The 14,281-nt window shown below is 61.9% G+C and carries 9 protein-coding genes; 3 read left to right on the top strand and 6 right to left on the bottom strand.

The genetic code is table 11. From position 1 onward, the window contains the following. Window positions 1-175 precede the first annotated feature (175 nt). From ACEW7X_RS06345 to ACEW7X_RS06325, 5 genes are all read right to left on the bottom strand, one after another. Entirely contained in the window at window positions 176-2,098 is a 1,923-nt protein-coding gene (locus ACEW7X_RS06345; protein ID WP_420177763.1) for a hypothetical protein, read from the bottom strand. A gap of 86 nt (window positions 2,099-2,184) precedes the next feature. Beyond that, window positions 2,185-4,398, bottom strand: coding sequence for a choice-of-anchor tandem repeat GloVer-containing protein (locus ACEW7X_RS06340; RefSeq protein ID WP_420177762.1), 2,214 nt, complete (start codon window positions 4,396-4,398; stop codon window positions 2,185-2,187). Window positions 4,399-4,435: 37 nt separating this feature from the next. Further along, entirely contained in the window at window positions 4,436-6,970 is a 2,535-nt protein-coding gene (locus tag ACEW7X_RS06335) for a TonB-dependent hemoglobin/transferrin/lactoferrin family receptor (protein WP_420177761.1), read from the bottom strand. 326 nt (window positions 6,971-7,296) lie between these two features. Continuing rightward, on the bottom strand, window positions 7,297-8,268 hold the full coding sequence (locus ACEW7X_RS06330) for a FecR family protein (RefSeq protein WP_420177760.1): 972 nt from the start codon (window positions 8,266-8,268) through the stop codon (window positions 7,297-7,299). A 13-nt stretch (window positions 8,269-8,281) separates the two neighbouring features. Continuing rightward, entirely contained in the window at window positions 8,282-8,809 is a 528-nt protein-coding gene (locus ACEW7X_RS06325; RefSeq protein WP_420177759.1) for an RNA polymerase sigma factor, read from the bottom strand. A gap of 342 nt (window positions 8,810-9,151) precedes the next feature. Here ACEW7X_RS06325 and ACEW7X_RS06320 point away from each other — a divergent pair, with 342 nt between their 5' ends. The 3 genes from ACEW7X_RS06320 to lexA all read left to right on the top strand — a co-directional run bounded on the left by ACEW7X_RS06320 (window position 9,152) and on the right by lexA (window position 12,851). Then, window positions 9,152-11,209 (top strand): TonB-dependent receptor domain-containing protein, encoded by a 2,058-nt coding sequence (locus ACEW7X_RS06320; protein WP_420177758.1) that lies wholly within the window; start codon window positions 9,152-9,154, stop codon window positions 11,207-11,209. Next, complete coding sequence (locus ACEW7X_RS06315) at window positions 11,206-12,006, top strand: class I SAM-dependent methyltransferase (protein ID WP_068368728.1); 801 nt, start codon at window positions 11,206-11,208, stop codon at window positions 12,004-12,006. Before ACEW7X_RS06320 ends, ACEW7X_RS06315 begins: the two co-directional genes overlap by 4 nt. A 197-nt stretch (window positions 12,007-12,203) precedes the next feature. Beyond that, complete coding sequence (lexA, locus tag ACEW7X_RS06310) at window positions 12,204-12,851, top strand: transcriptional repressor LexA (protein ID WP_068369369.1); 648 nt, start codon at window positions 12,204-12,206, stop codon at window positions 12,849-12,851. A gap of 119 nt (window positions 12,852-12,970) precedes the next feature. On the opposite strand, the gene ACEW7X_RS06305 is transcribed toward lexA, so the two are convergent. Beyond that, window positions 12,971-14,143, bottom strand: coding sequence for a benzoate/H(+) symporter BenE family transporter (locus ACEW7X_RS06305; RefSeq protein ID WP_127773615.1), 1,173 nt, complete (start codon window positions 14,141-14,143; stop codon window positions 12,971-12,973). Between the last annotated feature and the right edge of the window lie 138 nt (window positions 14,144-14,281).

The following is a 14,281-nucleotide window of genomic DNA, read 5'->3' as shown; positions in this document are numbered from 1 at the left end:
CGATCTCGGCATCAATAACACGATGGCTCTACGCCAGGGCGGCCAGGATGGCGGCCAGTGTCGAGACCCCACTGCCATCCTGCCCACAAGGCCGGCAAACACCAGCTTGCCAGCACAGAAAGAAATCCTAGTGTAAATCCTGATGCCGGTCGCGGTGCCGCGGGTTTACCTTGTTTTAAACCGCCGGCCGGGCCTGGCGCCTCGCGGCCCAGGCCGCCAGTGCTACCAGCAGGCCACCAGCCAGCGCACCGCCACCGCCATTGCCGCTTTCCCCGGTGCCGGAGCCGTCGATGACCTTCACCGTCAGGCGTTTGGTTTCTGTCTGGCCGGTGTAGCCGCTGCATTGCAGCGTAAACACATAGTCACGCAGTTCGTTGAGCGCAGGCAGGCGATAGGAACCGCTGGCGCCATACGTTCCTTCCCAGTCGCCGCCAGCCACGCAACGCTCCGTGCCTTCACTGCTCCATTGCAGCGTCGGGCGAGTACCGGGCCGGGCCGAGCTGGCGTTGCTCACGAATCGCGTCAGCAGTGCGTCCGTCACCGGGACATCCAGCTGGAACAAGGTGCCAAAACCATCCACCGATTCACGGGTCGTGATGGTATCCCCCTCGTTGCCGCCATACCGTGACACACCAATCAGCGTCTGGTGCCGCTTGCCATCGCTGTCCGTTTTGATGGGGCCAAGGCTCAGCCCTGCCGGTCGTGCCCCCGTGGACGCCACATCGAAGTATGCCAGCGGCTCATAGGCCGGTGCATCCCCTTCCGGGGTCGTAATACGAAACAGCATACCCGCACCCAAGGCCGTAATTTGCTTGTCGCTACCGCTGACCACCCGCGTGTCGGAAGTCGTCGTGCCATAGATATTGCCATCTGCCGCACGCACCAGCGGCCCTGCGGGATTGGAGCCATCACCCTCGACCTTGTTGTCGCCGTCAGCGAAGCGATGTATGACCTCGAAGCTGCCGCTGCCGCGCTGCTTGTGAATCCGCCACAAGGTTCCGCCCGATAAGGAGGTCGATTTTTCAGAGGTCGATGAATAGGCCGTACCGTAAAGCCAGTCACCGACTTCGATCATGCTGGAAACATAATCCATGCCTGCGCGCACTTCACCTTCACTGGCCTTGGCAAAATTGTGCAGCACCTCAATCTTGTCGCCTTCATCAGGCTGCAGCCGCTGAGCCAGGTCTTGAGCCTTGATACGGAACAACGTACCGATGGGCTTGCCTTCGTCATCGGTGGCAGGGACGCCCTCAACATTCTTTTCACTGCCGCTATTGCTCGCCAACACGTAGAGCGCCTGGTCGGCCTCACTCCAAACCTGCATCAGCGGCACCGCTCCCTTGTGCTGACGAATAGTAATGACGGGGCGCCGGCCCCCCGGACGCTCAATCGACTCGGCAAAGTCGCACAGATTGGCCGACGGCTGCAGCAATTGACCCGAACCAGGCACAAAATGGTAAAGGATGTTCTTGCTGTTGCGGCTGACGTGGGTCGGTGTGCAATTTGCCAGGCCACCGGCCCCATTCAGAAACAGACGGCCCTGACCATCCTGCGTCATCTGGCCACGTGGCTGGAAGTCCGTGGCCAACAACTCATCGCCATGGTTGACCAGCAGCCGCACTTGCCCCTCACGAATCACAAACAGGGTACCACCAGGATTCAGGCCATTCTCGTCCAGCGCGGACTCCGAACCGCCATAGATGTCTCCTGTCCTGATATCGTGAAGCAAGGGTGTAATCTGCACGCCGAAACGCGGCGTCAGTATCTCGTACTGGTAGCCCTTGCCATCGACACCGACCTGGAAGAAAGCTCCGCTATAGAACTGACCGCCAAACTTTCCCGTCCACTTATCCTCGCCGCCTTCCTGTGTCATGCCGACATAACGATTCTGGCTTGCGATGTAGATTGGAGGCGTAAAGGGTGTTGCCCCTGGAAAATTGCCGCCATTGCTCGCCGGGCCAGAAAAGACCAGCAAAGGCTTAGGCGCGAATTGCGCCTGTTCCGTGAATGCCTGAGCAGCGCCAGACGACAGCAACAAGGCCAGCACCGTGGCCACATGAGTGTTCAACGCGCGGCGGGGAAAGGAAAATGTGGACATCTTGGTGTTCCTGCAGATAAGGAATTGCATCTGTGCAAGTGGTCCGCTGGCTGCCTGGACAGCAGGCAGCCAGCGGCGACATCACATCAGGGACGGCGACGGGCCAGGCCGGCAATCGCCAGCAAGAGCAGAACACCGGCAGGCAGGCTGCCGCCGCCATTGCCGAATTCGTTCTTGTTGCCGTCCTTGCCGATGATGGGCGAATTGACGTAGAGCGGCACGACTGCGGATACGGCCGTTCCCTTGACGCTATCGGTGCATTGCAGGGTGTAGTACAGCGTACCGTTGCCTGGCGTCAGTTCCAGGCTGCCCGACGTTTCCTGCGGACCGGTCCAGTCGCCCTGAGATGAACTGGCCAGACAATCGCGCGTCTGCCAGGACGTCCAGGTCAGCGTTGCGCTTGCGCCTGAGGCGATTTCCTGCGGGCTCACCGTCAACGTGATGGAAGCCGAAGGCAGGTCGCCGTCCAGGTCCGCCACGAACACGGCGCCATTGTCGTCATAGTCCTTCTGCTCGCCACGGTTGTTGGTGTATGCAGAACCGCCACGGCTGGTCACGCCATACAGGCGGCCGTCTTCGCCGGCACGCACGCCCAGCGGACGGAACCCATCAACGTCGTATTTGAAAGAATGCAGGCTCTGGAAGCCACTGGCGGTGGCCTTGCCATTCGCATCCGTAGCCAGCGCGCTGGTCACGATGCGGAACAGGGTGCCATTGGTCAGGCCCTGGTCGGCCCAGGCAACCGTTTTATAGCCAGTCCCTGCCGCGAATTCTTCTGCGCCCACGGCGCGGCACTTGGCCCGGTCGATTTCGACGCCCAGGTCTTCGCAGGTTGGCGCATGGTCCAGCAGGCCCGTGGCAAAGGACCACAGGCGATTACTGCCGCCGCTGAGCGTCGTGCCATAGATGTTGCCATCCTTGCCCAGCGCCAGCGGGCCACGCGGCGTGCTGCCATCGTCGCCAGAGAACTCATGCAGGATCTGGAAGCGGCCGTCCTCATCGCTGGCATCCATCGGAATACGATAGACCGCGCCATGCGCCACCTGGCCGTCATAGTGCGGGAAAGATTCCGCCGGCAGCACGTTCTTGCCTGGATAGCGGTAACCGCACAACGGGCTATCGGCAGACACCGTGGTATAGGCAGTCAGGATCGCCTTCCACTTGGCATAGACCTGGCAGCGGTTGATGGAGGTCGTGCCATAAATGTGGCCATCCTTGCCCTCCACCAGCGACGACAGGCCCACCATGGCCTGCACGCCATTGGTGCTGATCGTCACATCCCCAGCCGTACCCGGCACATACAGATCGCCACTGGGGTAATAACGCAGTCGTTCATTGCCTGAGTGGGACTGCACGTTGATCTCGCCTTCCTTCAGGCGGAAGGTGTGCAACACGCGGAAGCTGCCCGCCGGATTGGCCGGGTCGAGCTTGAACAAGGTCCCCGTCGGGGTATCCTGCGCAGTCGGCGTTGTCGGCGCATTGGGCAGGCCGCGATCGTAGCCGGTTACGCCATAGATCCAGCCGTCCGAGCCCAGGATGATGTCGTTGAGCACCTGGCGCATGCCGTTGGGCCCGGCCTGGAACTCATAGAGGGTCGAGAACTTGTCATTGGCGTCGACCTTGAAAATCCGGCCATGGCCCTGCTCGCCCATGTCCGCGCCATACAGATTGTCCTGCGGGTCCACCACCAGCGCGCCATTGGGCATGTTCAGCTTGCCCTGCGTACTGGAGATAGGAACCAGGTGCGTACCATCGAATTCGGTGCGGAACACGGTCCCCTTGCGCACGGCCAGGGAATACTGAGCCGTCTCGACCGTGGTACTGGCATCGTATTGCTCGGCAAACATGCTGACGATGACGCCCATGATGCTGCCGTCGCTGGTGCGTACCGGCGTTCCGGGAATCAGGCCGTAAACACGGTTCTCATCGACTTCCAAGCGCTCGTAGTGACCAGGCGAAGCCTGCATCCACCACAGCCCTACACTGCCGATGGCGCGCAAGGCCTGCCCGAATGAACCGCCAAACAGAAAGGGGCGCTGCGACAAAGGGTGTTTGAGAAACAGCGGTGGAGAAGACGGGTCCTTGACGCTGGGCCAGCCCTTGGCGCCCTCGGTGCCCGTTTCGCTGGCGCCGGTGTAGTGGAAGGAAGTCATTTCCGTCACCTGCACCTTGGACGCGGCGGAGGCATCTCCGGCAGGCAGGCCTGCCGCACCGGCGGAAACCGCCCATGCGCTCAGGCAGAAAGAGGCAAGCGCCGAGAGGCGGTAATGAGCCAGAATATTTTTTTGTTTAGCTTTCATGGGTTTCACGTCGAATCGGTAGAAGGCGGGACGCAGGTCAGAAGCGCCAGTTGACCGAGCCCATGACCGTGCGGCCAGGAGCGATCCAGTAGCTGATGCCATTCATCTCGGCATAGTTTTCGTTCAGCAGGTTCTCTGCCGACACCCGGGCCGTCAGGTTCTTGCTGATTTCATAGCTCGCCCAGGCGTCATAGACATTGAAAGAGCGCGAGTACGCATTGCTGGAAAATGCGCTGGTATTGTTCGCCGGGGTTTCGTGGCGCATGCGTGCGCCCAGTGTCAGGCGCTGGCCGAACAGGCGTACACCACCGCTGAACGTGAACTTCTTGCTGGGCGGCAGCAGATACCAGATATCCGCACCACCGCCCTTGCCCAGCGTCGTCGATGGGAAGCCCACCAGGCTGCCCAGCGGATAGGGGTCATAGCGGCCATCGCCGGTATCTATCAGAGAATGGGTGAAACCTGCCGAGGCAAACACCAGCCCGGCGTCGTAATCGGCTTGCAATTCCAGACCACGGGTACGGAAGGGATCCATCAGGTTGATGAAGGACATGGGCGCATTCGCCCCGCTTTGCGCACTGAGCGAACTCGGCGACATGATGCTGGCCAGCACCATGTAGTTATCCACCTTGGTGTTGAACCATGCCGCCTTGATGCGGAACATATCCTCGTCCACCAGCAGGCCATCCAGCTTGATGTTGGCGCCCAGCTCCCAGTTCCGCGAGCGCTCCGCGTTCAGGTTGGGATTGGGGTAGTAGGGAAACGACACGGCACCAGGGTGGGCGCCATAGCGAAACGATTCAGTAATCGAAGGCGGCCGTATCCCCCTGCCGTAATTGGCGAAGAGTTGCACGCGCTCGACCGGTTTGACGGCCAGGCGCAGGCTGGGCGCGAACTCACCGTCATGGCGACTGGTGACGAATTCCGTATAAAGCGCGGAATACTCCGGACGCGAACCGTTGCCGTTGTAAAGCGTGTCGACGCGCATCAGGCCATCGCCCTTGAGACCGAACCAGTCGTAGCGCAATCCGCCACCGACTTCCAGCCAGTCGCCGTGTTCCAGCGTCAGGTTGGTAAAGCCGCTGGTCACCGTGCGCTGGCCGCGCGGCGTGCCGCCGACCATGATTTCCGGGTCGCTCCGGTTGGCGCCGGTCTCCTGGGAAATGGCGCCCGGGCGCGTCCAGTCACGGTAGAACTCGCCACCTACAGCCCAGGTCACATCCATGCCGCCAAGCCCGAAACGTGCCCGGTTCTCGGCCGTCATGCCGAAGGTATTGGTCTCGAAATGCATGAGACTCCAACCGACATTCATCGCAGGCTGGGCCTGGCGTTCCGCATCATTTTCCGTCGTAGTGAAGTACATGCTGGCGCGCCAATCGAACCAGCGGTTCAGCGGCTGCCACTCATGCTGCAAAGTGATCGTTTCCGAAGTCAGCTTGTTGCTGGCATTGATAGGGGCCGATTTGATGTCGTCATCCAGCGCGCCTTCGTCATAATCCGCCTTGAAACCGACATAGCCCAGCGTGAAACGATGATCGGCATTCGGGCGCCAGCCCAGCTTGGCCAGCCCTGACAGCTGACGCTGGTCCGTCATGCCGCTCACGCCTTGCATCTGGGCCTGCATCAATTCGTTGTGATATTGCTCGTTCCAGTCTCCGCCACCGGTCACGACCGCGTCGCCGTAGTTTTTCGAGGTGTTGCGGGTCCCCTTGCGAAAAGAGCCTACGCTTTTGCGGGAGACTGCCGCCGTCAGGTCGAATTCATCGCTCAGGCGCCAGCCAAAGGCCGCGCTGCCGGAAAAGTGATAGGCATTGCTGCCAGTCACCAGGTTCACGCGCCCGCCGACCTGTTCACCCGATTCCACGACATCGTCGATGGTCAGCGTACGAAAATTGACCATGCCGCCGATCATGCCTGCGCCGCCGGCCGCCGCTACCGGCCCTTTGGTCACTTCAACCCGCGCCAGCAGATCGGCATCCAGATAGACCGAACCACTGTCTCCGTGGCCGCTTTGCTGATAGTTCTGGCGCGCGCCGTCGATCATCACGTTGACGCGCCCGAAGCCCTGCAGGCCCCGGATGTTGACCGCCACGCCGGGGTTCTGACGGCTTTGCGACGTTGCCACGCCGGGAATATCAGCCAGCACATCGGAGACGTTGCGCGGCGGCAGGCGGTCGATTTCTTCTCGCGTCACCACAGCCACGGAATCGGGCGTGTCATAGACCGCCATGCGCTCCGGCACCTGGCCCGTCACTTCCACGCTTTCCAGCGTTGTCACATCCTGGGCCTTCACCCTGGCACCACGCTGGCGGATCACATAGCGCCCGCCTATCTCTTCGACTTCCAGATCGCTGCCCGACAGCAAGGCATCCAGCGCCTGGCGCACGGTATAGCGCCCGGACAGCGCAGGCGCCTGGCGTTGCCGCAACAGCCCGGCAGGCGCGGCGATCTGCACACCGCTATGCGAGGCCAGCGCATTGATGGCTTCGCTCAATTGTTGTGCCGGCAGATCGAGCTGTGTTGGCGCTGCACCTGACTGGGCATGCGACTGGTCCAGGGGGGCAAATAGCATGCATGCGGCCAAAACGGCAGCGACGCTGGCACGCATGGTCAGAACATTCTGTTCGCTTCTGAAAGAATCCTGCTGGCGCGGGCCTGTGCAAGGCCCTTTTGCGCGGGTGCGCATGGTCATATCGTCCTCGGTAACTTCTTATGTGATTACGGCGATCACGATGAAGACGAACCAGGACAAATAAACCCGACAATTATTTTTATTTGCGACTCGCGCATTTCCCGGCGCCATCGACAGGCTGGCACCCGCCCCGCACTCATTCCCCCGGAGGATGTCAAACAAGGGATTCGGGGGACGATAAACAGGCGGAGATCCCCCGCGACGGCTCAGCGGCCCGGCAAACTGCGAATCGTCACGCCGGACTGACGATGTTCCACCGCTACCGCTGCGATGCGAGGCAACAGGGCGATGATGCCTGCCACATCATTCAGGTGAAACGTGCCGGTGATGCGCTGCTCGCCAGCCTGTTCGTCGGCCAGCAGCAAGGGCACGGCCGACCAGGGCTGCAACTGCGCAACGGCGTCCGCCAGGGTCGTATCGTCAAAGACGGCCAGCCCCCGCCGCCACGCGGCTGCCTGGGTTTCCGAAAGCGCCTGCACCGGCGCCAGTCCACTGGCATCGCCGCGTACCTGCTGGCCTGCATGCAGGACCGGGCCGGCCTGGTCCGGCTGCCACCAGGCGCGCCGTTCATCGACACGCACGATACCTTCCTCGACCTGCACCTGTGCGGCCGCCCCGCGATGGCCGACCGTAAACACGGTGCCAAGCACCGTCGCACGCACCTTACCGCCAGCCACGCTGAAAGGCTTGCCGGCCTGGGATTGCACGTGAAAACGCGCTTCCCCCGCCAGCAGGTCCACTTCGCGGCGATTACGGTAATAGCGGACTTGTACGCTACTGGCTGCATTCATTTCCAGCGTACTGCCATCGGCCAGCTCATAACGCCCGGTCTGCGCCAGCGCCGTCGCAAAATCCTGGGCGTAAACCGGCACCAGGTAATACCACCCGGCACAGGCCAGCAGCAGACTGGCAAAAGCAGCGCCGAAAACAGGCAGGCGCCACGACGCACGCCAACGGCACTTGCCCGCACGCGGTTCCGCAATCAGGTGGCGCAAATCTCCGGCCATGGACTCCAGCGCCTGCCAACGCCGCCAGGCTTCCTGAAAGGCCGATTCATGCTCCGGCGCCGCCTGGCGCCATCCCGTCAGCTCCTGCTCAGCCAGGCGCGCACGCTCGCCCATGCCGCCCGATGTACGGGCCAGCAAAGTCAAAGCGTATTCGACATGGGAACGATGCATGGTCAGTGATCCATCATTTGCGTGGCGCGCACGCCGCGCCTTCCTGCTCGATCAGATCGGAGCAATCCAGCGCTGCCCGCGCAATATGTTTCTCCACCGCGTCAATGGAAATATCCATGCGCGCAGCAATTTCGGCGTAACTGTAACCGTATATGCGCGCCAGGACGAATACTTCCCTGCGCTTGCGAGGCAGGCGCTGCAGGCGCGCTGCCACCCGTTCCAGCTGCCTACGGTGCAATACCTGTTGCTCCACACTGGCTACCTCCGAATCGGCAGCGGTTTGCTGCCCGAGCTCGTCGAGCAGGCACTGATCCCGCTGTTCGCTGCGCCCTTGGTCAATGATCAGGTTGCGCGCTGCGCTGAACAGCAAGGCGCGAGGACGCGCCACCTTGCCCTTCAGGGCATGGTGGTAGACGCGCTCGAAACTTTCCTGGGCAATATCCGCGGCCTTGTGCGAATCGTTCAGCTTCCAGCCGAGATAACGCTTCAGTTCAGTGTAGGCGCCCGTCAATTCTTCGACGACCTGCGCCAGGCTTGGCATGGGGATCCGGGGCCGGGGCAAGCCGGCGGCAAATGATGTCAGGAGGCGGCCCGCTGAATCAGCACAAGCCGCATCCGCCAAAAGCAGCGATGATAATGAAAACAACTATCCTTCACAAGCATGATGCAGGCTTGCCACACTTGCCACAGTTGCCACCGCCTGTGCGTCCGCCCCCCCTGCTCCCTTATCCTGCCGCCGCATGCCAGGCGTGGCGCCCATAGCCAGCCGCCCCTGCCGCGCAAAATCATGCACTTGCCAGTTTCCCAAATATATTTGCAATGTTATATCATTTAATAATTGCTGTTTTACGTCCCTATTTTCAACACAAGGAAAGCCCCTCCCATGTTTCTCCGGCCACGCCCCCTGCATACCGCACTGGCAGCCGTATTATTCGGCAGCCCTGCCATCCTGCATGCGCAAGCTGCAACCGCAGATGTCACCCAACTCGCCCCCGTCGTCATTACCACCGATGCCCTGCAACGCGAACAGGGCAATCTGGCCCAGACCAGCACCGTCCTGCAGGACGAAGACCTGGCCTGGCACCGCCGCGGCACGCTGGGCCTGACCCTGGACCATCTGCCCGGCATCAATTCAGACAGCTTCGGCAACGGCGCCACCCGGCCGGTGATACGCGGGCAAACCGCGCCACGCGTCAAAGTGCTGTCGGACGGCGCGGACATCTTCGATGCCTCATCGGTGTCGCCCGACCATATTGTTACGGTAGACCCGCTGCTGGCGCGGCGCGTGGAAGTCCTGCGCGGCCCAGCCGCCCTGCTCTACGGCGGCAGCGCCATCGGCGGCGTTGTCAATGTCGTGGACGACAAGATCCCTACCCGCATTCCCGACAACGGCCTGAGCGGCCAGTTGCAGCTACGCGGTGCGACCGGCTCGAACGAGCGTGCCGGCGCCTTTGCCGTCACGGCAGGTGAAGGCAATGTGGCCCTGCATGTGGAAGGCTCTCGTCTGCGCTCGGACGACTACCGGGTACCCGGCCAGGATTTCAGCAAAGTGGCCGATTCCAACACCGACAGTACGCAAGGCAGCCTGGGGTTCTCATTCATCGGTGACCGCGGCTATCTGGGCCTGGCCTATTCCTACCGCGAAGATGACTACGGCCTGCCCGGGCACAGCCACGAGTACGAAAGCTGCCATCCTCACGGTTCCACCCTGCATTGCGGCAGCCACAGCCACGACAACGATCACGATCATGAGCACTCGCACGACCACGGCGAAGGCGGCCATTCCGCCACTGCGCACCTGCGCAGCGAACGTGTCGACCTGCGCGGCGAATTAAGGGACCCGCTGCCTGGCTTCGACCGCTTGCGCCTGAGAGCCAGTCACACCGACTATCGCCATGATGAACGCGATGCGGGTGAGGTTGCGACAACCTTCACCAACCACGGGCGCGACCTGCGACTCGAATTGCAGCATCAACCCCTGGGCCGCTGGCATGGTGTTGTCGGCCTGCAGACCGCCAGATCGCATTTCGAATCCAGCGGCCTGGAAAGCTTCGTACCGCGTACCCGCACCAGCAGCACCGGCCTGTTCCTACTGGAAGAATATCGCCATGAAGACTGGCGCTTCGAAGTGGGTGCCCGCCAGGAATGGCAGCGCATGACCCCCACCGCCGGCACCCAGCCGCGCAAGAGCGGGCATGCGAACTCGCTGTCGGCCGCAGCCATCTGGGACTTCACCCCCGGCTACGCCGCCACTGTCTCGTTCTCGCGCTCGCAGCGCCTGGCCAACGCACAGGAAACCTACGCCAAGGGCGTGCACCTGGCCACCAACACCTATGAGCGCGGCAATACCGATCTCGGCCGGGAAACCGCCAATACCGTGGAACTGGGCTTGCGCAAGGACGAAGGCGACCTGAGCTTTGCGCTGAACGCCTATCATAGCCGGGTCGATGGTTACATCTATGCCGAAACCCTGGATCAGTTCGAAGACTTCCGCCTGATCGAATATACCCAGCGCGATGCCAGCTTCACCGGTCTGGAAGCTGAAGCCACCTATCAATACAGCAAGGCCTTCAGCACCACGATCTTTGGCGACTACGTTCGCGGCAAACTGCGCGACCCGCACGCCAACCTGCCGCGTATCCCCGCTGCCCGGCTGGGGCTGCGGGCCAACACCGCCTGGCAGCAATGGCATGGCTTCCTTGAATACTACCGGGTCTTCAGCCAGAACAAGATCGCCAGCTATGAGGAAGATACGCCGGGGTACAACATGGTCAACGCCGGCCTGTCATACAGCGGCAAGCTCGACGGTGCGCGCTACCGGCTCTACCTGCAGGGCAACAACCTGCTGGACCGGGTCGCCTACAACCATGTCTCGTTCATCTCACGCGCCGCGCCGATTCAAGGCCGCAGCGTCATAGCCGGGGTCGGGGTCGAATTTTGAGCCAGGCATCCGCCACGCCCGCCCCTGCCGGAGCGGGCAGCGCCTCGCTCTACGAGGAAGTCGCGCAGTTGCAGGCAGGACAACCCTGGGGCCACTTCCTCGATGCAGGGACCGGCCGCGCTTCGCTATCCTGGCTATTGGGCCAGGAAACCGAGGCCTGGACCGCGGTGACCGGCTCTCCGGCCATGCTGGAAACGGTACGCCAGCATGCCGGGGACCGGCTGCGCGCCCAGGACCGCCTGGTTTTGGGCAACTGGATGGACGCCGAGCTGCTGCATGGAGAGCGCTATGACACCGTCTTGGCCGACTATCTGCTGGGCGCGATAGAAGGATTTGCCCCCTATTGGCAAGACAGGCTCTTCGCAAGACTGCGCCCGCTAGTCAGGCGGCGGCTTTATGTCATTGGCCTGGAACCCTATGTCAGCCGTTTCCCCGATGACCCGGCAGGCGCCATCGTCACTGCAATCGGCCGTCTGCGCGATGCCTGCCTGTTGCTTGCCGGAGAAACCCCCTATCGGGAATATCCGCTGGAATGGGTCTTGCGCCAATTGCGCAGTTCGGGCTTCCGTACGCTGGATGTGCGGCGCTATCCGATACGCTACGGCCCCCGCTTCATCGACAGCCAGCTCGATATGTGCACCCAGCGCCTGGGGCGTCTGCGGGACCGCCAGCTGGCGCTGTCGCTGATGGAGCATGTGCAGGATCTGCGCGCCAGGGCGCATGCGCTATGCTCGCAAGAACAAGGACTGCGGCACGGCCATGACTACCTCATCCTGGCTGAGCCGGACATGCGCTGAGCCGCTTGACCGGCGGTGGGCTGGCCTTTCCGGCAAGCTGGCAGGCCAGCCCACCGCATCGACAAAACCGCATGCCGCCGGGAAAACCCGGGAAAACGCTTCAAAACACCAAAAAAAGGCCGCAAAGCCTCACCAATGCTTGATTTCCGGACGCAAGTCCGACAAAATTGGCCCTGTATGTCCATACAGCCAAAATCATGACCATCAAGCTCACCGCGCGCCAGCAACAGATCCTCGATTTCATCCGCCAGTCGCTGGAAGGCACGGGCTTCCCGCCCACGCGCGCCGAAATTGCGCAGGCACTAGGATTCCGCTCGCCCAATGCCGCGGAAGACCACCTGAAAGCACTGGCCCGCAAAGGGGCCATCATCCTGACGCCTGGCACCTCGCGCGGCATCCGCCTGTCGCAGGCCGAAGAATCGCCCGCCCTGCAGGCGCAGCATACGGATTTCGAATCCGCGCTGGTACCGCTGGTTGGCCGGGTCGCCGCCGGCAGCCCTATCCTGGCGGCGGAACACATTGAGCGTGAGGTACGCGTGGATACCGCGCTGTTCAGCGCGCGGCCGGATTATTTCCTCAAGGTGCGCGGCATGAGCATGCGCGATGCCGGTATCCTGGAAGGCGACCTGTTGGCCGTACGCAAGGCCAGCGAAGCCCGCAACGGGCAAATCGTCGTCGCGCGTATCGACGATGAAGTCACCGTCAAGCGGCTCAGCCAGGATCGCCAGGGCTTGCGCCTGCTGCCGGAAAATCCGGATTACCCGGTCATCGAAATCAAGCCTGGCCAGCACTTCGCCCTGGAAGGCATCGCCATCGGCCTGATCCGCGCCCAGGCGCTGCACTGACCCTGTCGCGCTGACACCCTGGCACGAATACCCTGGCACTGAAGCCATGCCGTTCAACCGCCAGGCTTCAGCAGGAGGCGGCATCTGCCCGGCAAAGACCTGGCGCCGCCGTTGCCTCTTCACGCGTTCGCATGCTTGCGCCAGCTCATGAGGCCATGGGCCAGCATACCGATCACGATCCCCCAGAAAGCCGAGCCGAAACCCCATAGCGCCATGCCCGAGGCTGTCGCCAGGAAAGTAATGGTTGAGGCTTCACGGTGGGCAGCATCCTCCACCACCAGGGTCATATTGGAAACAATGGCGCCAATCAGCGCCAAGCCGGCCAGAATGGCGACCAACTCGGCCGGAACCGCCTTGAACAGCAGAACGATTGTGCCAGCGAAGGTTCCGCCGACCAGGTAGAAGACGCCATTGGCAATCCCGGCGATATAACGCTTGTCCTTCTCCGGATGGGCGTCCTTGCCGGTACACAGCGCAGCGGTGATGGCCGACAGGACGATCGTCACGCCGCCAAAGAAAGCCGTCGCAAACGATGCCAGGCCTGTCACCATAATGACTGGCCGCGCGGGCATCTGATAGCCCGACAGCTGCATCACCGCCATGCCTGGCAGAAACTGGCCCGTCAGGCTTACGATCGTCAGCGGCAAGGCCAGGCTGAAAAACGACACCCAGTCAAACTGCGGCATCACGAAAATCGGCTGGGTCCAGGACAGCGCCAGGCCTGAGAAATCAGTCAGCTGCTGCACCAGCGCCATGGCGAAGCCTGTCAAGGCAACAGCCACCACCGTGTAGCGCGGGCACAGTCGACGACAGACGAAATAGGCTCCCAGCATGGCAAACACCAGCGCTGGCATTCTGCCCGCAGCAGCAAATGCCTGGGTACCGAACTGAAACAGGATCCCTGCCATCATGCCAGCGGCAATGCCTCGGGGAATGGCGCGTACCAATTTGTCGAAGTACCCCGTCACGCCGACCAGCAGCACCAGCAACGCGGCCAGAATATATGCGCCGACAACCTGGGCCATGGATATCTCGGGAAACAGGGTAATCAGCAAAGCCGTGCCTGGCGCCGACCATGCCGTGATCACCGGAATCTTCAGCCACCAGCTCAACAGCAAGCCACTGACACCGGCGCCTATCGAAATGGCCCATATCCAGGATGCCAGCATATCCGGCGGGATATTCCCGACATGCGCGGCCTGTATGAAAATCAGCAACGGCCCTGCATATGAAATCAGTACCGCCAGAAAACCCGCCACCCACGCGGATACCGACCCTGCGCGCACACCCATGAAACCTCCCCGGCAATGAAGACAGAAATCCGCCGATATTGCCAGACATTGCCATGGCTTTCCTGCATAACCCTGCTTTTCGCATTGCTGCAGCGCCGGGCTGGCGCAACATCGCTGGCATCAAGCTGATATATTCCG

The sequence above is a fragment of the Kerstersia gyiorum genome, from assembly GCF_048595715.1.
Taxonomy (GTDB): domain Bacteria; phylum Pseudomonadota; class Gammaproteobacteria; order Burkholderiales; family Burkholderiaceae_B; genus Kerstersia; species Kerstersia gyiorum.
This window is presented reverse-complemented; position numbering and strand designations above follow the sequence as displayed.